At 31.7% G+C, this 25,979-nt stretch carries 20 protein-coding genes; 13 read left to right on the top strand and 7 right to left on the bottom strand.

Translation table 11 applies throughout. The annotated features are described in order from the left end of the window. Positions 1–94: 94 nt before the first annotated feature. Genes AWE51_RS05920 through AWE51_RS05910 form a run of 3 tightly spaced genes read left to right on the top strand, consistent with a single transcriptional unit; the run spans position 95 to position 6,514 of the window. Positions 95–3,652, top strand: coding sequence for a VCBS repeat-containing protein (locus tag AWE51_RS05920; protein ID WP_082832324.1), 3,558 nt, complete (start codon positions 95–97; stop codon positions 3,650–3,652). Further along, positions 3,618–4,988, top strand: coding sequence for a vanadium-dependent haloperoxidase (locus tag AWE51_RS05915; RefSeq protein WP_082832323.1), 1,371 nt, complete (start codon positions 3,618–3,620; stop codon positions 4,986–4,988). Before AWE51_RS05920 ends, AWE51_RS05915 begins: the two co-directional genes overlap by 35 nt. A 17-nt stretch (positions 4,989–5,005) precedes the next feature. Continuing rightward, the gene (locus AWE51_RS05910) at positions 5,006–6,514 is read left to right on the top strand and encodes an outer membrane protein assembly factor BamB family protein (RefSeq protein ID WP_066310819.1); all 1,509 of its coding nucleotides are present in this window, start codon (positions 5,006–5,008) and stop codon (positions 6,512–6,514) included. A 1-nt stretch (position 6,515) separates the two neighbouring features. Here the strand turns inward: AWE51_RS05910 and AWE51_RS05905 are convergent, their stop codons facing one another. Then, positions 6,516–6,971: an Lrp/AsnC family transcriptional regulator gene (locus AWE51_RS05905; protein WP_066310817.1), complete on the bottom strand. Its 456-nt coding sequence runs from the start codon at positions 6,969–6,971 to the stop codon at positions 6,516–6,518. A gap of 180 nt (positions 6,972–7,151) precedes the next feature. Here AWE51_RS05905 and AWE51_RS05900 point away from each other — a divergent pair, with 180 nt between their 5' ends. Further along, positions 7,152–8,459, top strand: coding sequence for a cystathionine gamma-synthase family protein (locus tag AWE51_RS05900; RefSeq protein WP_317041822.1), 1,308 nt, complete (start codon positions 7,152–7,154; stop codon positions 8,457–8,459). Positions 8,460–8,555: 96 nt separating this feature from the next. Here the strand turns inward: AWE51_RS05900 and AWE51_RS05895 are convergent, their stop codons facing one another. The 6 genes from AWE51_RS05895 to prfB all read right to left on the bottom strand — a co-directional run bounded on the left by AWE51_RS05895 (position 8,556) and on the right by prfB (position 16,376). Beyond that, a complete protein-coding gene (locus tag AWE51_RS05895; RefSeq protein ID WP_066310812.1) occupies positions 8,556–9,092 on the bottom strand; it encodes an SRPBCC family protein in 537 nt (178 codons plus the stop codon). Between the two features lie 225 nt (positions 9,093–9,317). After that, a complete protein-coding gene (locus AWE51_RS05890; RefSeq protein WP_066310810.1) occupies positions 9,318–9,740 on the bottom strand; it encodes a DUF2147 domain-containing protein in 423 nt (140 codons plus the stop codon). A gap of 708 nt (positions 9,741–10,448) precedes the next feature. Next, complete coding sequence (gene fumC / locus AWE51_RS05885) at positions 10,449–11,846, bottom strand: class II fumarate hydratase (protein ID WP_066310809.1); 1,398 nt, start codon at positions 11,844–11,846, stop codon at positions 10,449–10,451. A 428-nt stretch (positions 11,847–12,274) separates the two neighbouring features. Further along, on the bottom strand, positions 12,275–14,734 hold the full coding sequence (locus AWE51_RS05880; protein ID WP_066310805.1) for a TonB-dependent receptor domain-containing protein: 2,460 nt from the start codon (positions 14,732–14,734) through the stop codon (positions 12,275–12,277). 169 nt (positions 14,735–14,903) lie between these two features. Then, complete coding sequence (gene arsC, locus AWE51_RS05875; protein ID WP_066310802.1) at positions 14,904–15,245, bottom strand: arsenate reductase (glutaredoxin); 342 nt, start codon at positions 15,243–15,245, stop codon at positions 14,904–14,906. Positions 15,246–15,277: 32 nt separating this feature from the next. Next, positions 15,278–16,376, bottom strand: a protein-coding gene (gene prfB / locus AWE51_RS05870) for a peptide chain release factor 2 (RefSeq protein ID WP_099098763.1) whose coding sequence is annotated in 2 segments (ribosomal slippage) — positions 15,278–16,312 and positions 16,314–16,376 — 1,098 coding nt in all. Because the reading frame shifts where the segments join, the coding sequence is not laid out codon by codon here. A 112-nt stretch (positions 16,377–16,488) separates the two neighbouring features. Between prfB and AWE51_RS05865 the strand changes: the two genes are divergently transcribed. From AWE51_RS05865 to AWE51_RS05840, 9 genes are all read left to right on the top strand, one after another. After that, positions 16,489–18,903 (top strand): zinc-dependent metalloprotease, encoded by a 2,415-nt coding sequence (locus AWE51_RS05865; RefSeq protein ID WP_066310797.1) that lies wholly within the window; start codon positions 16,489–16,491, stop codon positions 18,901–18,903. A gap of 167 nt (positions 18,904–19,070) precedes the next feature. Then, complete coding sequence (locus tag AWE51_RS05860; RefSeq protein WP_066310795.1) at positions 19,071–20,291, top strand: lanthionine synthetase C family protein; 1,221 nt, start codon at positions 19,071–19,073, stop codon at positions 20,289–20,291. Between the two features lie 170 nt (positions 20,292–20,461). Continuing rightward, positions 20,462–20,665 carry a hypothetical protein gene (locus AWE51_RS26395; RefSeq protein WP_157766030.1) on the top strand — a complete coding sequence of 68 codons (204 nt, stop codon included), beginning with the start codon at positions 20,462–20,464 and terminating at the stop codon, positions 20,663–20,665. A gap of 240 nt (positions 20,666–20,905) precedes the next feature. Then, positions 20,906–21,106, top strand: coding sequence for a hypothetical protein (locus tag AWE51_RS05855; protein ID WP_066310792.1), 201 nt, complete (start codon positions 20,906–20,908; stop codon positions 21,104–21,106). A gap of 545 nt (positions 21,107–21,651) precedes the next feature. Next, positions 21,652–21,825 carry a hypothetical protein gene (locus AWE51_RS26390; protein ID WP_157766029.1) on the top strand — a complete coding sequence of 58 codons (174 nt, stop codon included), beginning with the start codon at positions 21,652–21,654 and terminating at the stop codon, positions 21,823–21,825. A gap of 17 nt (positions 21,826–21,842) precedes the next feature. Further along, entirely contained in the window at positions 21,843–22,061 is a 219-nt protein-coding gene (locus AWE51_RS05850; protein ID WP_066310789.1) for a hypothetical protein, read from the top strand. Positions 22,062–22,149: 88 nt separating this feature from the next. Then, on the top strand, positions 22,150–22,308 hold the full coding sequence (locus tag AWE51_RS26075; protein WP_082832322.1) for a Blp family class II bacteriocin: 159 nt from the start codon (positions 22,150–22,152) through the stop codon (positions 22,306–22,308). A 248-nt stretch (positions 22,309–22,556) separates the two neighbouring features. Beyond that, positions 22,557–23,804 (top strand): HlyD family secretion protein, encoded by a 1,248-nt coding sequence (locus AWE51_RS05845; RefSeq protein WP_066310788.1) that lies wholly within the window; start codon positions 22,557–22,559, stop codon positions 23,802–23,804. A gap of 3 nt (positions 23,805–23,807) precedes the next feature. Beyond that, positions 23,808–25,937, top strand: coding sequence for a peptidase domain-containing ABC transporter (locus AWE51_RS05840; RefSeq protein ID WP_066310785.1), 2,130 nt, complete (start codon positions 23,808–23,810; stop codon positions 25,935–25,937). Positions 25,938–25,979 lie beyond the last annotated feature (42 nt).

Genomic DNA, 25,979 nt, shown 5'->3' with positions numbered 1-25,979 from the left:
CATTAATTTAGCCTAAGAACGATTCTCTTTATTTTAAGGGAATCGTTCTTTTATTAACGAAAAGAATAATATTCAGGTATTTTAAGTTGAGTATATGAGTAATGAAATCTATAAAAAACAAAAAATCAGTTGGGTCAATTGGTTGGATAATGAAGAAATAATAAAAGTGGTCTTTTTTCTTCTGGTTTTAATAAGTATATGTTCTTGCAATAATAACACAGATAAACAATTCGAATTAATAGGTCCTAAAGATTCTAATATTGATTTCGTGAATATGGTTTTTGGCGAAGAAGAATTGGATATTATGGAGAATAGCTTTTATCATAGCGGGGCAGGAGTTATGGTTGCTGATTTTGACAATGATGGTTTAGAAGATATTTTTTTCTCCGGAAATCAAGTTCCCTCAAAACTCTATAAAAACTTAGGTAATTTTAAATTTCAGGATATAACAAAAGAGAGCGGTTTATTAAGTGATTCTTGGGCAACAGGAGCAACCTTTGCAGACATTAATGGAGATGGTTTTAAGGATATTTATATATGTACAGTAGGTAAAGGAGAACCTAACTTGTTTTACGAGCATCAAGGTTTAAACAAGGAAGGAATACCAATTTTTAAAGAAAAAGCAGCACTTTATGGTATAGGAGTTACAAATGTATCAACACAAGCTGCCTTTTTTGATTATGACAAAGATGATGATTTGGATCTTATAGTAGCGGTCAATTCTCAAATAATGAATTACCGCAACCAAATATATCTAGATACTACTGTTACAACTTCACAAAAAACTCAAGAGTTTTTATTTAAGAATAATGCAGATGGTTCTTTTTCTAATGTTTCAAAAGAAGCAGGTATTACAAAAGAAGGTTCTTCATTAGGTATAGCGATTAATGATTTAAATAATGACGGTTGGCCTGATATTTATATAGCTAATGACTTTCTATCTAATGATTTAATGTACATTAATAATCAAGATGGGACATTTACAAATAAAGCCAAAGAATATTTAAGACACACAACTTTTCATGGTATGGGAGTGGATATCGCAGATATTAACTCTGATGGATTAATGGATATAACTGTATTAGATATGTTACCTTCTTTAGATGAACGAAAAAAGAGAATGCAAATGCCTATTAACTATGATCTTTATGAAGAACGTGTTAAGGTTGGATACCTTCCGCAATTTGTAAGAAATACATTGCAGATTAATAGAGGTAAAAATACTCAGGGAACTCAGAATTTTAGTGAAATTGGTTGCATGTCAGGAATTTATGCGACAGATTGGAGCTGGGCTCCTTTATGGGCAGATTATAATAATGACGGTAATCGGGATTTATACATTACAAACGGTTACCCAAAAGATATTAACGATTTAGATCATGTTTTTGGATTAGATGCGCATATAAATATAGGTACGTCAGAAGCATATAAAGCACTTAAAATTAAGGCGCAAAATGCAACAAAACCAGTATTAGAAAGTAATTACCTGTATCAAAACTTGGGTAATATGGAGATGTTAGACATTTCTAAGGAAGCAGGGGTAAAGAAACCTTCCATTTCTTATGGTGTGGCATTTGCAGATTTTGATAATGATGGTGATTTAGAACTAGTAACAAATAATTTTAAAGAAGATGCCTTGTTGTATAAGAATAATTCAATACAAAATGATAAAATTCATAAAGCCAATTATATCAAGGTAAAGTTAAAATATAAAGGAAAAAATAAAGAAGGTCTAGGAACTACATTAAAACTGCATACAAAGAATAAAATACAGACGTATTTTCATTCATATGTAAGAGGTTATATGTCTAGTATGGGAGAAATTATTCATTTTGGTTTAGGAGCTTTAAAAACTGTGGATAGTCTCGAGATATTATGGCCAGATAACCGGAGCCAAATGGTGTATACTATTGACATAAACAAAGTTCTCGATATTACGTATAAAAAGGTAGATAATAAAGAAGTAAAAGTAACCGCCAATAACTACCTTTTCAAAAATAGCACGGATACTTTAGGGCTTAGGTATATGCATAAAGAAAATAGATATGTGGACTTTAAGAATGAACCGTTACTTTTTAAAATGTATTCTAAAGAAGGTCCGGGGCAATCAATAGGAGATGTAAATGGAGATGGAAAAGATGATATAATCCTGGGTGGATCTATAGGAAACACGACTTCTTTTTTTATACAACAGGACAATGATTTTTCGCGTTCAGAACCTATAAATGATAAAGAGTATGAGGATATGGGGTGTCTGCTATTCGATGTTGATAATGATAAGGACCTAGATCTTTATATGGTAAGTGGAGGGTCAGAGTATGGTGCACAGTCTAAACATTATCAGGATAGATTATATATAAATGATGGAAATGGAAATTTTACTACATCTCATAATTTACCAAAGATAGAATCCAGTGGAGGAGCAGTAAAAGGGGCAGATTATGATAAAGATGGAGATATCGATCTATTTGTAGGAGGAAAGGTAAAAATGGGAGAATATCCCACAGCTCCTAGAAGCTATCTTTTAGAAAATAAGGAAAGTGTATTAGTTGATAGTACACCAGAAATTTTGCAATTTCCAGGGATGGTATCCGATGCTATTTGGACTGATTTTGATAATGATAGTTGGGTAGATTTAATTCTAGTAGGAGAATGGATGGAGATTAGCATGTTTAAAAATAATAAAGGGAAGTTTGAAAAGTATGAGAAAAATGGATTAGAAGGCACATCTGGATGGTGGAATAGTATTGCTGGTGGTGATTTTGATAAGGATGGAGATATAGATTATATAATTGGTAATTTAGGAACAAATACTATTTTTGAAGCGACCACTACCGAACCTCTTAGATTATATGCGGGAGATTATGATAAAAACGATAAAATAGACCCGGTTTTAACTTATTATAACACCACTAAAGAAGGAGAACGTAAAGAAATGGTATTTCATAATAGAGATGCTATGAACGATCAAATTGTTGGCTTTAAAAGAAGATTTAGAGATTATGTAACATATTCTACAGCTTCATTTCGACATGTATTAACAGAAGAAGAAACTAAAGATGCATTAATTTTAGATACCAAATACCTGACATCAAGTTTTGTAGAAAATTTAGGAGATGGTACTTTTAAAATAAAAGAATTGCCTTGGCAATGTCAAGTAGCACCCATTAATGGTATATTGATAGAGGATCTAAACATGGATGGTAATCTTGATGCATTACTAGTTGGAAACTCTCATACGATCGAGCCTATACACGGTAAATTAGATGCCTCTCTTGGTGTTTTGATGCTAGGAGATGGTAAAGGTAATCTAAGTGTTTCTAAACCTATAGAAAGTGGTTTGTTTCTTGATGGAGATCAAAAAAGTGTTGCAAGTGTTACAATGAATACAAAAACTATAGTTACAGTAGGTAGTAACTCAGGAGAGTTTAAAGCTTTGGAAATAAACGACAAAATTCCAGGACAAATTATTAAGTTAGCACCATTAGATCAGTATGCTCAAATTAGCTTTGTTAATGGTACAACTATTAAAAAAGAATTCTATTATGGACATTCTTATCTTTCTCAAAATGCAAGACAACTGGAGATTACATCAGATATGAGCGAAGTTATTATTTATGATTCAAAAGGTATATCACGTAAAATTAAATAAAGATATGAGAGTATTGGTGATATTTTCTTTGAGTATTTTGATATTTAGTACTATCGGTTGTAGTCCTAAGGCTTATGATGATGAGGCCTTCAAAATTTATTCAAAAGAACAATTAAATATTTGGAACAAGATCGTTACTGATATTATGGTAAAAGATATATTTTCTCCACCGGTTGCAAGTAGAATTTATGCCTATCCAAATATTACAGCTCATGAAATTCTAACAAATACAGACACTTCTTTAGTATCATTATCAAATACTATAAAACATTTAAAAGATATACCTGAGCCGCAAAAAGAAAAAAAGTATAATTTTGAAATTGCTGCTATTATTGGATTTTCAATGGTGGCAGAAGATCTGGTATATAGTTATGATATAGTTGCCCATAAAAGGAAAGTATATCTAGAAAAGATCAAAACTTTTGGAATTTCGCAAGAAGTAATAAACAATTCTGTTGAATACGGTGTTTTAGTTGCTGATCATATTAAAAAATGGGCAAATAATGATGGCTATAAAAGTAGAAATAATCATTCACAGATTATAAACGATAAAGGTGAAGGAACATGGAAACCTACGCCACCGGATTTTTTAGAGCCAATAGAACCCAATTGGCATAGATTAAGAACATTTGTTATAGATTCTGCAGGACAATTTTCATCAGGAGAACCGACAGATTTTGATACAGATAAGCTATCCCTATTCTATAAGGAATCTATAGAAGTTTATGATGCTGTAAGAAATGCTTCTACAGAACAATTAGAGATTGCGAAATTTTGGGATTGTAATCCCAACGCTTCTACACATACCGGTCATATTATGAAATTTGAACAAAAAATTTCTCCTGGGGCCCATTGGATGTTGATAGCGTCTCATGTTTCTAAAAAACAAGATTTAGGTTTTATAGAGCGTGCTAGAGTATTTACGTTTTTATCTGTAACTCTTGCCGATAGTTTTATTAGTTGTTGGAATGATAAGTATAAGACCGTAGTTATTCGTCCAGAAACATATATAAACAGATACATTGATAAAAGTTGGAGACCAGTCTTACAAACTCCTGCTTTTCCTGAGTATACCAGTGGTCACAGTGTTGCTTCTGCGGCATCAGCAGCAATGTTATCTGAAATGTTAGGGCATCAGACTGCTTTTACAGATTCAACAGAAGTCGAGTACGGACTTCCTATACGATCTTTTGTGTCTTTTAAAGCTGCGGCTGAAGAAGCTGCTATAAGTAGACTCTACGGAGGTATTCATTATATGCCTGCCATAACCAATGGTGTAAAACAAGGTAATCAGATTGGTAATTACATATCGAAACAACTTATTAAAAAGAACTAATTGATTAAGATTTATTCATGAAGAAATATATACTGGGACTTGCTATTTTATGTTTGGTAGCAATATTGACTTTTGTTTTTTGGCCTAAAGAAAAAGATTTTGAAGCAAATAGCTGGGAAAAAGAGATAAAAGAAATTGGGTTTACTTCTTCACCTAGAGCAACAGACCTTAATAATGATGGTATCAAAGATATTATCTTAGGAGGTGCAGGAACAGAATTTGATTCTATTCAACATGGTGTTATTGCTTTAGATGGCAGAAATGGAGAATTATTATGGAAAGTACCTGCAAGAAATCAGGTAATAAGCTCAGCAATACTAAAAGATATTAATAATGATGGAGTAGATGATGTATTTATAGGAGGTAGATCAGCAATTTTGTATGCTATTAATGGAGCTACAGGAAAACTTTTTTGGGAGTATTTGCCTAATTTAAAAGATATGGATTTAGTAAATGATCCTAAACTACTTAATTTTTATAGTCCACAATTTTTACCTGATGTCGATAATGATAATGTGCATGATATTCTTGTATCATTTGGAGGATTTGTAAAAGCAATGCCATATGATAATACAGTGAGACCTTCTGGTAAATTAATGATAGTAAGTGGTAAAACCGGAAAACTATTGCATAGTATAGATATGCCAGACGGAAAAGAAACATATATGTCTCCAATAGTACACAAATTTAAAAATGATAATGATATTTCAATAATTTTTGGATCTGGAGGAGAGACAATTCGAGGTAATTTATATAAAATATATCTTAGAGATTTATTAACGAACAGTGGCAGTAAAGCGCAGATTTTAGCAAAGGGAATAAAAAAAGGTTTTATTGCGCCTCCTGTTTTAGTCGATGTAAATAAAGATGGAATTAAAGATATTGTGGCCAATGCGGTAGAGGGTAAAACGTTTTGTATTAACGGAAAAACAAATGAAGAACTTTGGGTAGTAAGTTTAGATGATAAATTTCATGTATATACTGTACCGGCAATTGGTAATTTTGTAGGTGATGATGAGGTTCCTGATTTTTATAGCGGTTTTAGTTTTGCCCCTTGGTCAGAAGAAAGACAAGCTGTTCATATTTTAATCGATGGAAAAGAAGGAAAGTTAGTTTCTGCCGATACAATTGGTGTTTTTCAGTATGCATCGTCTACTGTCTATAATTTTATAAATAATGATTTTGATGAAGCACTAGTTGCAACAAATGAATATGGAGTAATACCAAACTCTGGTTTTGATGCTAAATTTTATTTAAATGGTCTTAAAGTTCTTAATTTTAAGGATAAATCATACGTATCCTTAAGACCATTAAAGGTTGGATCTAATTTAGGGACTACACCCCTGATAACAGATATTGATAACGATGGCTGGTTAGATATCATTAGTTGTTATTCAAAGGATGGACAAAATTTATATTCTTTTAAAAACGGAATCATAGAACGCACAGAACTCAAGGTAAAAAAAAGAGCTCCTATTGATTGGGGAGAATACATGGGACCACAGTATAACGGGGTTTGGAGATAAATTATGGAATAGGTAAGTAGGTAGAATCTTTTACTTCGGTCATTACAAATGAACTTTGGACTTTAGAAATATTTTCTAATGAAGCAAGTTTATTGGATAAAAAGTCTTGATAACGCTCCATATCTTCAGCATAGATTTTAATCAAATAATCAAACATCCCGGCAACGTGATAACATTCTACGACTTCTGGAAATTGTTGAATATCTTTTTCGAATTTTTTTAAATAATCTGTTTGGTGAAGGTTTAACGTTACATTACAAAATACCATCAATTGCAGGCCTATTTTTTTACGATCAAGTATGGCTTTATATGACTTAATATAGCCTTCACGTTCTAATTTCTTAACTCGCTCAAAAATTGGAGTAGTTGTTAAATTAAGTCTTTCTGCAATTTCTTTAATTGTAATTTTTCCGTCTTTCTGAAGTAAATATACAATTGACCGATCTATCTTATCCATATTATTTTTCTAAAATAAATTAATAATTTAAACTAAAATAGAATAATATTCTTTAAAAATAAATTTAAACTAAAATAATTCTAAAAATATATGTTTTTATGGTTTTTAATTCTTTGATAAGTATTTTTATGAAGTGAAAAATAATCAATGATAGTATATAATACATCAATTTTTTTCTAAATAACTTCTATAACAAAAAGACATATGAAAGAACACGATTTTAATCCAGAGAGTTTAATGATGACGTATGGTTATAAACCAGAATTATCTGAAGGAGCGATAAAATGTCCAATATTTCAAACATCTACTTTTGTTTTTAAAACAGCAGAAGAAGGAAAAGCTTTTTTTGAATTAGCATATGGGTTAAGAGAAAAATCTCCTAAAGAAGAATTAGGACTTATATATAGTAGAATTAACAACCCTAATCTTGAAATATTAGAAAATAGACTTTGTCTTTGGGACAAAGCTGATGATTGCGCAGTCTTTGAAAGTGGTATGTCTGCAATTAGTACAGTATTGTTAGAGTTTTTAAAACCAGGTGATCTATTAGTGTATAGTAACCCTTTGTATGGGGGTACAGATCATTTTATACATCATTTTTTAGATAAAATAGGAGTACATACCATAGGAGTGATGCCGGACCAGAGAATGGATGAGGTTACTCAAATGATTAAAGATTCTGGTAAAGCAGATAAATTAGCCATGATTTTTATGGAAACTCCAGCCAATCCAACCAATGATATAGTTGATATTGAAAGTTTTAGCCAAATCGCGAAACAATTTAGTACAGACGAGAAAAAAGTTTTGGTAGCAGTAGATAATACCTATATGGGGCCATTATGGCAACACCCATTACAATGTGGTGCAGATTTGGTGATGTATTCTGCAACCAAATATATTGGAGGACATAGTGATTTGATTGCTGGTGCTGTTCTTGGAAATGCAGAATTGATGATACGTGTAAAAACATTACGTACTTTCTTGGGTAATATGGTAAGCCCACACACAGCATGGTTATTATTAAGGAGTTTAGAAACATTGAAAATACGAATGGATCAACAAACTCAAAATGCTCAGGTTGTTGCTAACTATCTTAATAATCACTCTAAGGTTGAAAATGTATATTATTTAGGATTATTAGAAGAAGGTACAGAAGCACATATAATATACAAAAAACAGTGTTCTGCGCCAGGCGCAATGGTATCTTTTGATATTGTAGGAGGAGAGAAAGAAGCATTTGCTTTTTTGAATAATTTAAAGCTAATGAAACTTGCTGTAAGTCTAGGAGGAACAGAAAGTTTAGCAGAGCATCCTAAAACAATGACACATGCAGGAGTTGATCTAGGACAGATGCAACAGATGAATATTACAGATCAATTAGTGAGATTGTCGATAGGAGTAGAGAATGCTAAGGATCTAATATGGGATCTCGAACAAGCATTATCAAAAATAGAAATAGGTGCTACACTAGAACTTACTGAAGTTTAAATAGAAGTAATAGATGGTTTAAATAGAAAGCACAGTTAACAGAGTTAACTGTGCTTTTTATTATATTAAATTTAGTATTGAATCCTATTTTACATCCTAGTTTTCACATAGATTCTTCAGTTTTTCTAATCCCTTATTCCAATCCTTACCCATCAATGACTCCATATCAGTAAAAAGATTCATGAGATTAAAAGGGTAAGACATTTCACTTTCAAAACCCCAAGTAACTTCAGTTGCATTACTATCTTTTTTTAATTTAATATACCCTTTGGCTTCACTTTCATAAGGTTCGTAAAATTTAAGGTCAGTTTCAAGAAGATTAGGAACCTCAATTTTGGCAATGGTTTGGCTACCTTTCCCAACTTCTTCAACGTCACTATCCCAACTAGCTTTTGCTCCAATAGCGCCATCTGTGCCAGTCAATTCTTTTTTCATATTAGGATCATATTCATTCCAGGGGCTCCATGCATCTAAATCAGATAAACTATTTACATGTTCCCATACTACATCAATAGGTGCATTGATACGAATTGTTTTTTCATAGACAACCTCTTTAGAAACAAAAATGGCTGCAACAAGTGCAATAATAATAATTCCAATCAGTGCAATAATTACTTTTTTCAAAATTTTCATGTTGTTGTTTATTTACGGTTAAAAATTAGATTGTATTATGTTTTTTAACAATAAAGATTTGATTAAGAACATGTTATTTTAGAAAAGAGGCATCTACAAATTTAAGAGTTTTTTAATTATAGGCCTTTTTACATAATATTTGGTAGATAAGAATTCGGGATTTAATAAGCTTAAAAAATAAACATTGTTTGTTTTTTTAATAAATAATAAGGGTTTGAAAATAAGCTAATTTATAACTCTAACCGCCTTAAATGTTTTGAATAGGATGCTTTTATATGCTCTTATATAACATAAGTTAGTGTCATCTTGATTAATCCAAACTTTTACAGCATAACTTTTCCCACTATCAGCATTGTATATTGTGCCTCCTGATAGTACACCATCTTGATAGCTAAGGTTATCTAAAATGACCATTCCTAATAAAGGTCGATTTTGAAGTTCTTTTTTAGGGTTTTTATTATCCAAACCATTAAAATTAGATAATGGTTTTTCTGCTCGTTTATCAATCTTTCCGTAGAAGTGATCTCCTTCTTTGTAAATTTCGATAATAGAACCTCCAGTAATTTTCCATTTTCCTATATAGGTGTTTGAAGTAACCGAAGAAGACACACAAAGTAAGGCAATAGCAATACCGATAATAAATTTCATTGATATAAATTTATCAATAATATTAAATTTATAGTAAAGAAACTATAATAATATCATCAATTATTAAGCGAATTAACGTTTTTGTTTGTAAATACTAATAAAGCCAGGAGGTTACCTAAAATTATAAAAAGAGTATAAAATTTATATTATAGTATAAGTTAGGAATAAATATACGTAGTTCCTCTTATTTTATAATCTAGACTCATTACATAATTTTGTATAAATTAATAAGCTTGCTTTTAAATAAAGTATCAATGTAAAAAATCTACAATTATGAAAATATTAGGTGTCAACTTCAGATTTATTTTAGATTTTCTTAAAGAACTGCCTAAGGCTTGTAGCCATGCAATTCATAGATAGTTTTACTTAGGGGGGAAATATATCTTTAAAGTTTGGGGTTTTTCCCCCTTGTGAGGTTTGTACCTTCACAATATCTTTACATCAGAATTAAAAAACAAAATATGAACCAATTTTTACACATAAACATCATGAATTTACTAGGCATTAATTTTCGTTTTATTTTAGAATTTGTTAAAGAATTACCTAAGGCTTCAAGCCACGCTATTCATAGATAAAAATATTAACAATTAGAGTAAGTAATCAGTTTTATCATTTGGGGGAATTATAAAACTAATTATTAAAGGGAAGAAAAAAGCCTCATCAAATTTGATGAGGCTTTTTTTATATTTTTTAAAAGAAGGTTATTTTTTACTTCAATGCACCAACCATGTCTTCTGGTTTTACCCATTGGTCAAATTCTTCTTCAGTAACGTATCCAAGAGCAACTGCCTCATGTTTTAAGGTAGTACCGTTTTTGTGAGCAGTATTTGCAATTTCGGCCGCTTTATAATATCCAATTTTTGTGTTTAACGCAGTCACTAACATTAAAGAATTATTTAGCAACTCTGTAATTCTTTTCTGGTTAGGTTCAATACCTTTAGCACAATGCTCATCAAAAGATACACATGCATCACCAATTAATTGAGCACTTTGTAATAGATTTGCTGCCATTACAGGTTTAAAAACATTCAATTCAAAATGTCCTTGCATGCCGCCAACATTAATTGCAACATCGTTACCTAGAACTTGTGCACAAACCATTGTTAATGCTTCACATTGTGTAGGATTAACTTTTCCTGGCATAATAGAACTCCCTGGTTCATTTGCTGGTATAATTAATTCTCCGATACCACTCCTTGGTCCAGAAGCTAACATACGAATATCATTTCCTATTTTATTTAATGAAACCGCTAATTGTTTTAATGCACCATGAGTTTCTACAAATGCATCGTGTGCCGCTAAAGCTTCAAATTTATTTTCGGCAGTAATAAATGGAAGACTTGTAAATTGAGCGATAAATTCTGATACTCTTTTAGCATAACCTTTCGGAGTGTTAAGTCCTGTACCTACAGCAGTTCCTCCTAGAGCAAGTTCTGCCATATGAGGTAATGTGTTTTCTAATGCTTTTATACCATGATCTAACTGAGATACATATCCAGACAATTCTTGACCTATAGTAAGGGGAGTAGCATCCATAAAGTGCGTACGTCCAATTTTTACAACGTCTTTAAATTCTTTAGATTTATTATCAAGCGTATTTCTTAATTGTAAAACTCCAGGGATTGTTACTTCTACAATTTTCTTGTAAGCCGCAATATGCATTCCTGTCGGAAACGTGTCATTTGAAGATTGAGATTTATTTACATCATCATTAGGTTGTAATGTTTTTTCTCCTTCTCCTATAGTATTACCTGCTAATTGATGTGCTCTATTTGCAATAACTTCATTTAGGTTCATGTTACTTTGTGTTCCCGAACCTGTTTGCCAGATTACTAAAGGAAATTGATCGTCATGTTTTCCTTCTAGAATTTCATCGCATACTTGTGCAATAAGATCTCTTTTCTCTATAGGTAATACTCCTAATTCACAATTGGTATATGCTGCAGATTTTTTAAGATATGCAAAACCATAAACAACTTCTAATGGCATTGATGCTGGAGCACCTATTTTAAAATTATTTCTTGACCGCTCTGTCTGTGCACCCCATAGCTTATCTGATGGCACTTTAACCTCGCCCATGGTATCCTTCTCTATTCTATATTGCATAACTTGTGATGATTTGTTTTTTTTGAAGGGCAAATTTAAGCATTTGAACCGCTATTTCGGAATAAAGAAGCTAATTTTTGAGATATAAATTTTTTAAGAAAAAGCCAATTTAAAAATAAATGATATTTATGTTATGACATGTACATAAGACTTATTATCTTTGTCAAAATTGAAAATTATATTATCGTTATGTTCGAATTTGATCAATATCTTGGTTTTTTAGCTTTTTTAACTATCCTTACAATAGGATTTTGGTTGATGATCTTTTTATTAACTTTTGTAGTTCCTTATTGGATTATTGGAGCTAATATTGAAAACTTTAAAATGTGGAGAGAATCAAAGCGTAAAGATAAATAGGCATAACGAAATCAAAATATATAAAAGGGAGTCTTATTGACTCCCTTTTTTTATTCTCTTTTATAGCTATACTAACCTTCAAAATCATCTTGTCCATTAAGATCTCGTTGAGGTCGCTTCTTTTTCTTCTTTTGATTGAATCTATACGTGAACGATAGGTTAAAGCTACGCTCTCTCCATTGAAATTCACTATCTGATATAAACGTAGATGTAGTTGCGGTACTCATTCGTTTTCTAGAATTAAATACATCGTTTACATTAAAAGTAACAGAAGCCTTTTCTTTAAACAAATCTTTGCTAAAGGCAAGAGTAGTACTAAAAATTCCATCGCTTTTGGTTTGAGCATTCTCATTTGGACCTCGATAAAAAATACTGGTTTGCCAATCAATTTTTGCTGGCAAAGTAATTTTATTATTTAATCTCGCAAACCAACTAAAATTATCTGCATCTAGACTCTCTCCATTATTTTCTCCTCTAACATTGTTTTGAAATGCATTAAAATTGCCATTTATTCTCCATTTTCTACTAGGGTTATAAATTAGGGTGAATTCAAAACCATATCGATCTGCACTAGTTAAATTAATAGGAGTTCTACGTATAACTGGTACAATAACAGGGACATCGTTTTCATCAACTCCTATTGTAGCGGTATCCCCAGTATCTTCAGAAATAAAGTTAAAAACTTGAGTTGATCTATTGTAATATACAGAGCTATTTAAAGTTAGTTTTCCAAACTTGTGCAGGTAGCCTAAATCAAATGTATTAGCATAACTAGGATCTAAATCAGGATTACCTTGAAATAAATTTGTAGCACTTGACCTTGATGGGAAAGGATTAATAAATCTTGATCTAGGTCTTCTAATTCTTCTATTGTATCCAAGAGTTATACTTTGTTTTTCAGAGATTTCTAATCCAAGATTAACTGTTGGAAATACATCTGTATAGTTCTTTTTGCTTAAGTCATTAGTAGTTTGCTGATCTATTGTGATTCTTGTACTTTCTATTCTTAACCCCAGCAAGTATGAAAGCTTACCGGTTTTACTACCATATTGAGAGTAAACTGCATTTACATATTCTTTGTATAGTAGTGTATTTGATAAATCAGTATCTGTAGTTATAATTCCGTTATCTTCAATTTGAACAAGATAATCTGTATCAAGAGTATTAAAATTGCCACGATAACCTAACTCAAACTGCGACTTCTTTTTAAGAGGTAGCACATAATCAGCTTGTAATAATATTCTATCCTGATCTTCATTTGTGTTTACAAGTTCGATAGCACTTTGATTGTCTTGTGTTATTCTTGAATCTTCTTCTTCATTACTTTTTTCTTTTTGAAAGTCAAATGTTAACTTATGACCACTAGTATTAAAATTTTTGGTATAGTTTAAAGAAAATTGTTTTGTGACATCATCTTCAATTTCTGGGTCAAATCTTATATTTTGACTTAAAATTGTACCATTGGCGTCAGGTTCTGAGATAATATTTGTAGTGTTACTTTCATTGTCACTTGATCGAAATAAAAATGAAGTGGTTAAAGAGGAACTATCATTAATATACCATTCTACTCCAAAATTTGTGTTTAGTCCTTTACGAATTCTATCAAAATCACGTTTTTCGTTTAAGAAAGTATCGGGGTTATCTAGGCCATTATCGTCAATATTTAAAAACCGTGTTTCGGACAATGAATTACCCGGAATTTCTCTATAATTATATCCTGAAGTTGTGAAAAAATTAAAATCTCCTGTTCTATAATTAATATTTCCTGATATACCTGCTCTTAAGGGATAACCGCTGTTTATAGTTATGGCACCATTTAATCCTTGTAATTTACTTCTTCGTAAAATTATGTTTAAAATTCCTGCTGTACCTTCAGCATCATAACGGGCCGAAGGAGAGGTAATGACTTCAACTCTTTCTATAGATTCGGCAGGTAATTGTCGTAGCGCATCTGTACTGTTTAGTCCTACTAATCCAGATGGCTTACCGTTAATTAAAATTCGAACATTATCATTGCCACGAAGCGCTACATTACCCTCTACATCTACAGAAACAGAAGGAACATTATCAAGTACATCACTTACTGTTCCTCCGCTCACAGTAAGGTCCTTACCAACATTGTAGATTTTTTTATCTAATCTAACTTCTACTGTAGTTTTTTCAGCAATTACTACCACATCATCAAGAGATTCTCTATCTAATGCAAGTGTAATTGTTCCTAAATCTGTATTTTTAAATAATTTTTGTTTAGATATTTTTTTAGTCTCAAAAGAAATATATTCGATAGAAATATCATATACACCAGCATCGATTTCTATATTAAACTGTCCATTACCATCTGTTATACCACCCGTTACTACTTTTTGTAATCTTGGGTTAAAAAAAGACAGTGTTGCATATTCTAAAGGAGTGTTAGTGTCCTGGTCTAGAATTATGCCTTTAATATTTATGGGACCAGTAGGAAAATTTCTTTGTTGTGCTTGAATGGTATACAAAACAAAAAGAGATAGAACGAATAAAAATTTCTTCATTATATAAAATATATGTCGGCCAAAAGTATTAAAGGCCTTTATTGATAGCGGTTAATAGCCTGTTAAATGTTTTACAATTAAAATAAGCAATGTATACCTGAGTATACATTGCTTATGTTAGACTACTTATTTTATAAATGGTTTAATGCAGAAAGATTTTTTTTTAAAATTAAAGAATAGTAATAACCTGTTGTGGTGGCCTCCCTAAAATTGCTTTATTTCCTTTAACTACTATAGGTCTTTCAATAAGTTTTGGATGGTTAAGCATTGCATTAATTATTTCATCATCACTTAATTTTTCGTTTTTATACTTTTCCTTCCATATTGTTTCATTTTTTCTAACCAAGTCGATAGGAGGAATACCTAAAAGATCTATAAGTTCTATTAAAATATCTTTAGTAATAGGAGTATCTAAATATTTTATAATAGTTACATCTTCTTTTTGTTCTTCAAGTAATGCAAGTGTTTCTCTTGATTTACTACATCTTGGGTTGTGATAAATTGTGGTCATAGTGATTTGTATTATTACACTTTTGTATCAAATTAATCTTCTTGTTTTTGCCCCATCATCATTAAGTAGGCCTTTAGAAATTTGTCGATACTTCCATCCATAACAGCATCTACATTTCCAGTTTCTTCTGCTGTTCTAACATCTTTTACAAGTTTATAAGGATGCATCACATAATTTCTAATCTGAGAACCCCACTCGATCTTCATTTTAGAAGCTTCGATCTCATCACGTTGCGCTCTTTGTTTTTGAAGTTCTATTTCAAATAATTGTGATTTAAGCATTTGTAGCGCTTTGATTCTATTTTCTTGTTGTGAACGAGTATCAGAACATGAAATTTGAATACCAGTAGGGAAGTGGGTAAGTTGTACTTTGGTTTCTACTTTATTTACATTTTGTCCCCCTGCACCACTAGATCTTGATGTGATAATTTCATAATCTGCTGGATTGATATCGATTTCAATACTATCGTCAGCTAATGGGTACACATAAATTGAAGCAAAAGAGGTATGCCTTTTTGCATTGCTATCAAAAGGAGAAATTCTAACCAAGCGATGTACGCCATTTTCACCTTTAAGCCAGCCAAAGGCATATTCACCTTCGATTTCTAAAGTAACCGTTTTTATTCCGGCAACATCACCACCTTGATAGTTCAGTTCTTTTACTTTATATCCTTGTTTTTCTGCCCACATCAAGTACATACGCATAAGCATACTGGCCCAATCACAGCTTTCGGTACCACCAGCACCTGCCGTTATTTGAAGCACGGCACTCATATTATCTCCCTCATCACTAAGCATGTTTTTGAATTCTAAATCTTCGATTAGAGATTTAGTTTCTTCATAGCGTTCAGATACTTCTGTTTCTGTAGCGTCACCTTCTTTATAAAATTCGTAAAGCACTTCAAGGTCTTCAACTAAAGAATCTGCTTTTTCGTAATCCGAAACCCATTTTTTTTCAGCATTTAGAGTACGCATAAGGTTTTCGGCTTCTTGGGCATTATCCCAAAAATCAGGAGCATAAGTTTTTTCTTCCTGATTCGCTATTTCAATAAGCTTGGCATCAATGTCAAAGATACCTCCTTAACGCAACCAGGCGCTTTCTGAGATCAAGCAAAGTCTCGGTAGTAATCATAGTTATATATATTTCTTGCAAAAATAGGATTTAACAGTTCAGAAGGAAATATTTTTGGCATTATTTTATAGCTTTCATACTTTTATCAACCTTATCACATAAATCATCCTTCATGAAAATTTATATTACTTGTTTACTCTTTATTTTTACACAAATACTTAATGCTCAGTTTTTAGAAAAACAAAAAGATTTACTTCTTAACAAGGGCTACTTTAATTTTTATTATAGTGAAGATAAAGACGAAATTTATTTAGAAGTTGATAATCTTGATTCTGAATTTTTGTACGTACATTCTTTGGCTACAGGTCTAGGATCGAATGATATAGGTTTAGATAGAGGGCAAATAGGAGATGGTGTTGTTGTTAAATTTCAGCGTGCAGGAAATAAATTATTATTAGTACAACCCAATCAAAGGTATAGAGCTATTACAGATAATTCATTAGAAAAGAGAAGCGTAGAACAGGCTTTTGCCAAATCAGTTTTATTTGGTTTTCCGATCAAGGAAGAAAAATCAGGAAAATTTATTATTGATTTAACCCCATTCTTATTACAAGATACTCATGGCATTATAAATAGATTAAAAAATCAAAAAGAAGGAACATACAGTATTGATAAGTCCAAAAGTGCCTTAAGTATGGATAGGACTAAAGCTTTTCCTAAAAATATAGAGTTTGAAGCATTAATAACATATAAAGGAATACCAAAAGGGGATACTATTGGTTCTGTAGCGCCCAATTCTCAATTATTAACTGTTATACAACATCACTCATTTGTCGAGCTACCAGATGACGGTTACAAGAAAAGAGAATTTGATCCTCGTGGCGGAAGTATCTATATATCCTATATGGATTATGCAACTCCGGTTCAGGAACCGATAATGAAACGATACAGTATTAGACATAGATTAGAGAAGAAAGATCCTACAAAAGAAATAAGCGAAGCTAAAGAGCCAATTATTTATTATTTAGACCCGGGAACACCCGAACCTGTTCGAACTGCACTGCTAGAAGGAGCAAGATGGTGGAATCAAGCGTACGAAGCAATTGGTTTTAAAGATGCTTTTCAGGTCAAAATGTTGCCACCAGATGCGGACCCTATGGATTTAAGATATAATGTAATTCAATGGGTTCATCGTTCTACAAGAGGATGGAGTTATGGTGCTAGTGTAGTAGATCCAAGAACTGGCGAAATACTTAAGGGACATGTTAGTTTAGGTAGTTTAAGGATACGCCAGGATTTTTTGATAGCTCAAGCTCTTTTAAACCAACCTTTTAAAGATAATGATGAAGCATACGACCCCATGCTCGGTATGGCTTTAGCACGTATTCGTCAATTATCTGCTCATGAAGTAGGACACACAATAGGTTTTGCTCATAATTTTGCCGCTAGCACAAGTGGTAGAGCATCGGTTATGGATTACCCACATCCGACAATAAGACTTAAAGATGGTAAAATAGATATTTCAGATGCGTATGATACTAAAATCGGATCTTGGGACAAAGTTACCGTCGCATATAGTTATTCAGAATTTGAAAAGAATACTAATGAAAAACAAGAGTTAAATAAAATTTTAGATAAGGCATATCAATCTGGTCTTCGTTTTATTTCGGATAGTGATGCAAGACCACAAGGAGGAGCACACGAATTAGCCCATTTATGGGATAATGGTAAAAGTGCTACTCAAGAATTAGATAACGTACTAAAAGTTAGAGAAACTGCAATTCGTAACTTTTCGATAGATAATATAAGGACTAATGAACCTTACTCTGTTTTAGAAGACGTTTTTGTGCCTTTATATTTCTTTCATAGATACCAAACAGAAGCGGCTGTGAAACTTATAGGAGGACTCAATTATAACTATGCTATAAAAGGAGATGATCAAAATATTGTAGAAATAGTAGCGGCAAATAAACAAAAAGACGCACTTAAACAGATACTACAAACCTTAACGCCAGAAACATTAGCTATACCAGAGGATAAGTTAAAGTTATTTCCGCCTAGGGCCTTTGGATACCATAGAACAAGAGAATCTTTTAAAGGAAAAACAGGAGTAGGTTTTGATGCCATAAGTGCAGCAGCAACCGCAAGTGATATGACTTTGTCTTTGTTATTACATCCAGAAAGAGCATCTAGATTAATACAACAAAAAGCACTTAACCAAAATCAATTAGGGCTTATTGAAGTACTAGATGAATTGATTACACTTACTTTTAAGACTAAAACAAAAAATAATTATCATAAAGAAATTCAAAATATTATAAGAAATAATATGTTAAAACATTTGATATCTCTTAATATCAATAAAAATACGTATCCTCAGGTTAATGCCATATCTTACATGAAAATTATAGAGATCAAAGAGTATCTAAATGGGTTGTCAATAGGGGATCCACAAATGAAATCATATAAAAATTATTACATCAAACAAATAAATGACTTTCTAGAACACCCTGATCAATTTAAGGTTTTATCTTCTCCAAAAATACCTGATGGTTCACCAATAGGTAGTTTTAGATGTGGATTGTAATACTTAATACTTTGTATAATTTGTTGTGTAAAGGTTTTTGAGAAATTCTAGAAATTAGATAAGTATATTTGTTAATGGTGTAGATAGCTTTTTATCTTTACCTAAATAAAAAATACCTTATAATAATCGACTTAAGTAGTAAAACTACATTAAATACTAAATATTAGATGAATATTGAGATTGAATTTAAAAAGAAATTAAAACAAATAAGCGAAATTATTGATGCAAAAGCTCATGAAAATAAGGAGATAGGAGTTTTGTCTGGTATTTCGGGAGTTGCATTATTTCAATTTTATTATTCAAAGTATATAGAAGATGATAGTCATGCGGATAAAGGGGCCGAAACTATTACAAGAGCAATAGACTTGATTAATGAGGGAGTTATTTATCCTACTTTTTGTACCGGAATTGCTGGTGCTTGTTGGGTCTTGGAAGTTTTAAAAGAAGAAGAATTTGTAGAATTAGATGAGGACTTTCTTTCATCTGATCTTGATGCGTATTTGTTACAGGCAATGAAAGCAGATATTGAAACAGAAAATTACGATTTTTTACACGGTGCTATGGGATATGGTTATTACTTTTTAAAACGATATCAAAATGTAACAAATTCAGAATCAAAAAAAGCATATAAAGAGTATTTAGACCTATTGATTAATGCCTTAAAAAACTCATCTTTAAATAAAGACGATAATGTATGGTGGGAAACAGAGTTGATAAAAGATGAAGGTACAATGGGATGCAATTTAAGTTTGTCTCATGGTATGTCCAGTAATATCAACTTTTTATCAAGAATTGCAGAACATAGTGAGTTTTACGATGATGTAAAAGAATTATTAAAAAATGCTTCACACTATATTTTAAGCTGTAAAAATAAGGATACAACGTTAACAGCCACTTTTCCTAATTGGGTAGTCAAAGAAAACGCTGATGAATCTGGTTCTAGACTAGCATGGTGTTACGGTGACTTAGGAATAGGATTATCTTTATTACGTGTGGGAAAGCAATTAAATGATACCAAACTTTATAATGGAGCCTTAAGTGCATTAAAATATTCTACCAAAAGAAGGGATATTGATGAAGCAGGAGTTATGGATGCCGGTTTATGCCATGGAGCATATGGAATCATGCATATTTATCATTACTTGTACAAAACAACAAATGAAGTTGTTTTCAAGGAAACCGCAGATTTCTGGGCAGAAAAGTCACTTGAGCTCGCTATCCATACTGAAGGATATGCTGGATATATGATGTGGAGAGGAGGACAAAAAGATAATAATTGGAAACCATCTGTAGATCTATTAGAAGGTATTGCAGGAATAGGATTATCAATGATATCATATTTAGCTCCTTTTGATACGAAATGGGATGAGTGCCTTTTAATAGGCTAGTTTAAAAATGGTTTTTTCTCAAAAGTGGTGATTTACTTTCTAAGTACATCGGAATTCTAGAAAATCGATCGAAATTCTTGAATATTCAATATAACTAGTTGCATTTAATTTCTTCATAGACTTACGTTTGTATAATTCAAATCGTATTCGTTAACTAATGATTTAATATTATGAAGAATAAAAAGAAGCTATATCTAAAAAAAATGAATATTGCACAACTAGATTCTATTAAAGCAGGAAATCTTGGACCTTTACCTCTGCCAACAGTTACAACAATTAATTCTATTTGTGATCATCTTACAACAACAAGTACTAATCAAGGATGTATATATCCAGAAAGTTTAGATATATGTGTAATCAATAAGATTAAATAAAAATCATTTTTTTACTAAATGTCCACCAATATAATAGGTTTAGGATACTGTTAGTTAGGTTAAATCGTTTGAAACTAGTTTTAGACGATTTTTTTTGTGAGTAATTAGTCGAAATTCTTGAATATCGATCGAAATTCTAGAATTCTTAAAATAACATTTTGTTGAACACCTGATTATGATACTATGTTTGCCATCATATAGCGTTTTGATCACAAATAATGTATAACAAAATCTAATACAATGAAAAGTAAAAAAACATTAAGTTTAAAAAAAGTAGACATAGCAAAGTTAGACACGATTAAAGGAGGCAATTTAGTATTTACATCTCCGAATCTTCCTACAGCTAATCCAAATGGATGTGGAAATGGAACCCAAGGACTTGCATGTCAATATTCACAAACACCTATGAGTTGTGTTGTTTGCGTGCATGTCGAAAAATAAAAAATAAGTGAAGTGATTCTCAATAATTTTTTGATCACACATTTTTAGCTGATTTGTGAGGGTATTACTTTTTTGAGAGTTTGAGTTGAAAACGTCTAAACCTAGTTTAGACGTTTTTTTGCTATACTAAACTCAAAAACTTTATTTAAGATAAATAATCAAAAGTCTATTAATATTTTGACTTTTTAAAGCCCACTTATTAGGGTTTGTTACCTGGTTTACTCCTTTTAATATTTAATAATTAGAACTTGAAATTTTATTTTATTGTTTTATCGGTTATCTATCAAAATTCATTGATTTAAATTTATTAACAAGCAGTAAATATTCAAAACGGTTAACTACAAAACCAAATATAATTGTCCTAAGGGTAAACAATCAAATCTCCTTGATAAATTCTTATTAAAACAAAACGAAATTCTGGAATATCGGTCGAAATTCTAGAATACCTCATGCAAACTGTTGCAATACAGTTGGTTGTTCTGTTATGTTTGTTGATGTCAAAGCGCTTTGATAGAAAATAAGTTTAACAATTAAATTTTACAAAAATGAGAGATTTAAAATTTGAGGAAGTACAAGAAGTAAACGGCGGGGATTTGGCAGATTTCGCAGATGGTGCTTGTTTAGCAGTAGGTACTACCTCACTCTTTGGTTGGGCTGTTCCTGGTCTTAACGTAGCTAAAGCCGGTTGTTTAATATGGGCAGCAATAAAAATAAGTTAAAAATTAAAAACAATAAGATGAGAAATTTAAAAATTGAAGAAGTAAATAGAATAAATGGAGGAATTAATGCTAGCCATGGTGCTGGAATAAGTTGTACAGCAGCTATTTTGGGAGGTGCAGTCTTGTTTTTTGGAACTGCAGGTTTAGGATCTGCTGCTGCTTTTAGTCTTGGATTGGCAGGATGCTCTGGATTTGGTGGAGCAGCTATTACTTCTAGTAAACCAAAAGAAAAATAAAACCAGATTTTTCTTAAGTTATCATTTTATTATTTGGTGGCTTGATCTGGTCTAAGAAAAATTAAGTAAAACATTAAAATTTACAAACATGAGAGATTTAAAAATTGAAGAAGTTCAAGAAGTAAATGGTGGAGATGCAGGAACAGGTGCTATAAATGGTGCACGTATAGGAGCTGCATTTGGGCCAATAGGTGTTATTTTGGGAGCTGCAATAGGTGCCGCTGTTGGTGCCCTTAGTGAAGAATAATTAATAATTAAAGGCCCTGTTAATAGGGCCTTTATCTTTTTTTGTTGAAATAGTATAAAAACAATAATCATGAAAAATAAAAAAATAGTAAAATTAAATCTTAAGAAGAACATAATTTCAAAACTTCAATTAAAAAAAATACAAGGAGGATATCATGGATCATGTACTCCAGATTGTAATATTACTAAAAGTAATTTGGTGTGTTTACCAACCCAAGAACAAATGCAATAAATTAAATATAGTAAGTCATGAGTTCACCATTATTTCGTAAAGAAGCAATAGAAAATAATACCCAAAGATTATTAGGGGATGTTTTACTTATAAGACCTATATCTTTTTGGATTTTTACGTTCGCTATGGTGTTATTGGTTGCTATAGTCAGTTTATTTTTAGTATTTGGTAAGTTTGCCCGCCGCGAGACTGTGGCGGGTTATTTAGTGCCAGATAAAGGAGTAGTGCGCGTATATGCTCCGTTTAATGGAATCATAGATCAAAAACATACTATCGATGGTTCTAAAGTAACTAAAGGGCAGAATTTATTAGAAGTTACTACAGAACGAGGTTCAAAAGATAGTATAAGTATCAATCAACAGTTAATAATAAGGCTAGAAACACAGAAAACAAATTTAACCCAACGCATAGATGACGAAATATTAGTACTTGATAGTGAAGGTAACCGTTTATCGGTCGTTTTATCAAATCATAAGAGTGAATATTATCAAATCACGAGGCAAATAAAAAGTCAACAAGAAGAATTAAAATTATTAAAAGAAGAGTGGGATAAATATATAAAACTAATGAAAAAAGGGTTGATTTCTGAAGATATATTAAACTCAAAGAGGAATGCATATTATAATAGTAAAGCATCACTAGATGCAACAAAAAGATTTAGAATACAAAAGAAAACAGAAATAGCCAATACAGAAAAGCAGTTAGAGCAATCTCCTTTACGAAAAAACAATCGTCTGCAAGAATTGCAACATCAATATGCACAATTAGAAGAACGGTTGATAGAACTAAAAAACAGTCGTTCTTATATCATTAAAGCTCCTGTGAATGGAAGAGTGACCTCATCACAAATCACTATCGGACAAAATGTTTCTCCGGCAGTTCCCATACTAACAATTATTCCCGAAAATACAGTTATGCACGCAGAACTGTTTTTACCATCGAGAGCGATTGGTTTTATTAAGAAAAACCAAGAAGTATTAATGCGTTATGATGCATTTCCATACCAACGATATGGTTTATATAAAGGAAAAATCATTCAAATAGCAGAAGCGGTTATATCACCTAATGAAGTTGTAATACCAATTGCTTCACAAGAACCAGTATATCGAATAAAAGTTGCATTAGATATGCAAGCTATAAATGCGTATGGCAAAAGGGTGCCTCTGCAATCAGGAATGTCTGTTGTAGCAGATATTATTTTAGAAGAACGCAGTTTGGGACAATGGTTGTTAGAACCTATTTATAGTTTAAAAGGAAAATTATAATTTATGCAGAATCCTATTCATTTATTACAGTACGGTTGGGGTAAAAGGTTACCAGTAATTATACAAACTGAGGTTGCAGAATGTGGTTTAGCTTCTATAGCTATGGTAGCTAATTATTATGGTCATAAATTAGACCTAAATGCTTTAAGAAGAAAATATTCAATCTCATCTAAAGGAGCCACTTTGCAAGGGCTTATAAAATTAGCAGATGGTTTACAGCTTAGCTCTAGACCATTACGATTAGAATTAGAAGAACTCTCACAATTAAAAAAACCATGCATTCTACATTGGGATTTGAATCATTTTGTGGTGCTAAAATCTGTAAAAGGCAATAAAATAACCATACATGATCCTGCGGTTGGTCTAAGAACTCTAAAATTAGAAGAAGTATCTAAACATTTTACAGGAGTAGCTTTAGAATTAACACCCACACCAGATTTTAAGCCTAAAAAAATAGCTAAAAAAGCAAGATTATCTGATTTTTGGACTAGAATTACAGGCTTGAAAAGAGTACTTATACAAATCCTAGTTTTATCCATATTATTACAACTATTTGCCATTGCAACACCATTTTATATGCAGTTGGTTGTCGATGATGTTATTATAAGTCGAGATCTAGATTTACTTATCGTATTAGCATTGGGGTTTGGTCTTATGAAACTTGTCAATTTAGCAGTAACGGCATTGCGAGGTGTAGTAATATTATATATGGGTACACAACTTAATATCCAAATGGCTGCAAATCTATTACGGCATTTATTAAAGTTACCTTTGGAATATTTTGAAAAGAGACATATAGGAGATATCATTTCGAGGTTTGGATCTTTAGAAGATGTAAAACAATTATTAACCACAGGGCTTATAGAGACCATTGTTGATGGTATCATGGCGATTGGACTTCTGGTAATGATGTTTATATATAATATTACATTGGGTTTTATCGTATTAGGAGCCGTTATACTTTATATTATTGTAAGGCTGGCACTATATCACCCATACAGGCAATTAAAAGAAGAGGCTATTGTAGCAGATGCTAAACAGAATTCTAATTTTATGGAAACTGTTCGAGGAATACAAAGTATTAAGTTATTCGGTAATGAAAGTCAACGTCAAACCATATGGCATAACTATTATGCAGATGCTATGAATACTAGTATCCGAATAGGGAAATTAGATTTGGGATATAACTTTATAAACGGCTTCTTATTTGGTTTAGAAAATATTATTGTGATTTACTTGGCTGCCTCTTTAGTAATGGATAGTTTAATGACTATTGGGATGTTATATGCTTTTATGTCTTATAAACGACAATTCACAGAAAAGACTTCAGCCTTAGTCAATAAGTTTATACAGTTTAAGATGTTGTCATTACATATGGAGCGTTTAGGAGACATCATTTTAACACATAAAGAAAAAGATATAGATAGTCACAGACAATTACATGATGTAAAAGGTGAACTTAGTCTAGAGAATATTAGTTTTCGATATTCGGATAATGAACCATATTTATTTAAAGATCTTAATTTTAGCATAAAAAAAGGAAGTTCGGTTGCGATTGTAGGCGCTTCAGGTTGCGGAAAAACAACGATGATGAAATTGATGTTAGGGTTACTGAAACCAGAAACTGGTAATGTATTTATAGACGGATATGATATAAGAAAAGTTGGTTTAAGAACATATCGAAATTTAATTGGTACCGTGATGCAAAATGATCAATTATTATCAGGAAGTATAGCAGATAATATATGTTTTTTTGATCCAGAGTTTGATCAATCTTGGATAGAACAATGTGCACAAATGGCCGCAATACACCAAGATGTTATAACTATGCCTATGGGGTATCACACTTTGATAGGGGATATGGGTAGTAGTTTATCTGGGGGACAAAAACAGCGTTTATTATTGGCAAGAGCCTTATACAAAAAACCTAAAATATTGTTTTTAGATGAAGCAACTTCACATCTTGATGTTGGATTAGAGTCGGTAGTAAATGATACTGTAAAAACGTTAAATATTACTCGTGTCATTATTGCGCATCGACCTGATACCATTGCTATGGCAGATAGGGTAATTGTGTTAAAGAATGGACAACTTATTCAAGATAATATGTGTGCCTCTTCAATAGCAGTTTAATAATTGACCGTAAATACAATCAATTTGTTTTAGTAAAATTTA

The organism is Aquimarina aggregata, from assembly GCF_001632745.1.
Taxonomy (GTDB): domain Bacteria; phylum Bacteroidota; class Bacteroidia; order Flavobacteriales; family Flavobacteriaceae; genus Aquimarina; species Aquimarina aggregata.
The sequence above is the reverse complement of the archived record's forward strand: the minus strand, read 5'-3'. Positions and strand labels throughout refer to the sequence as shown.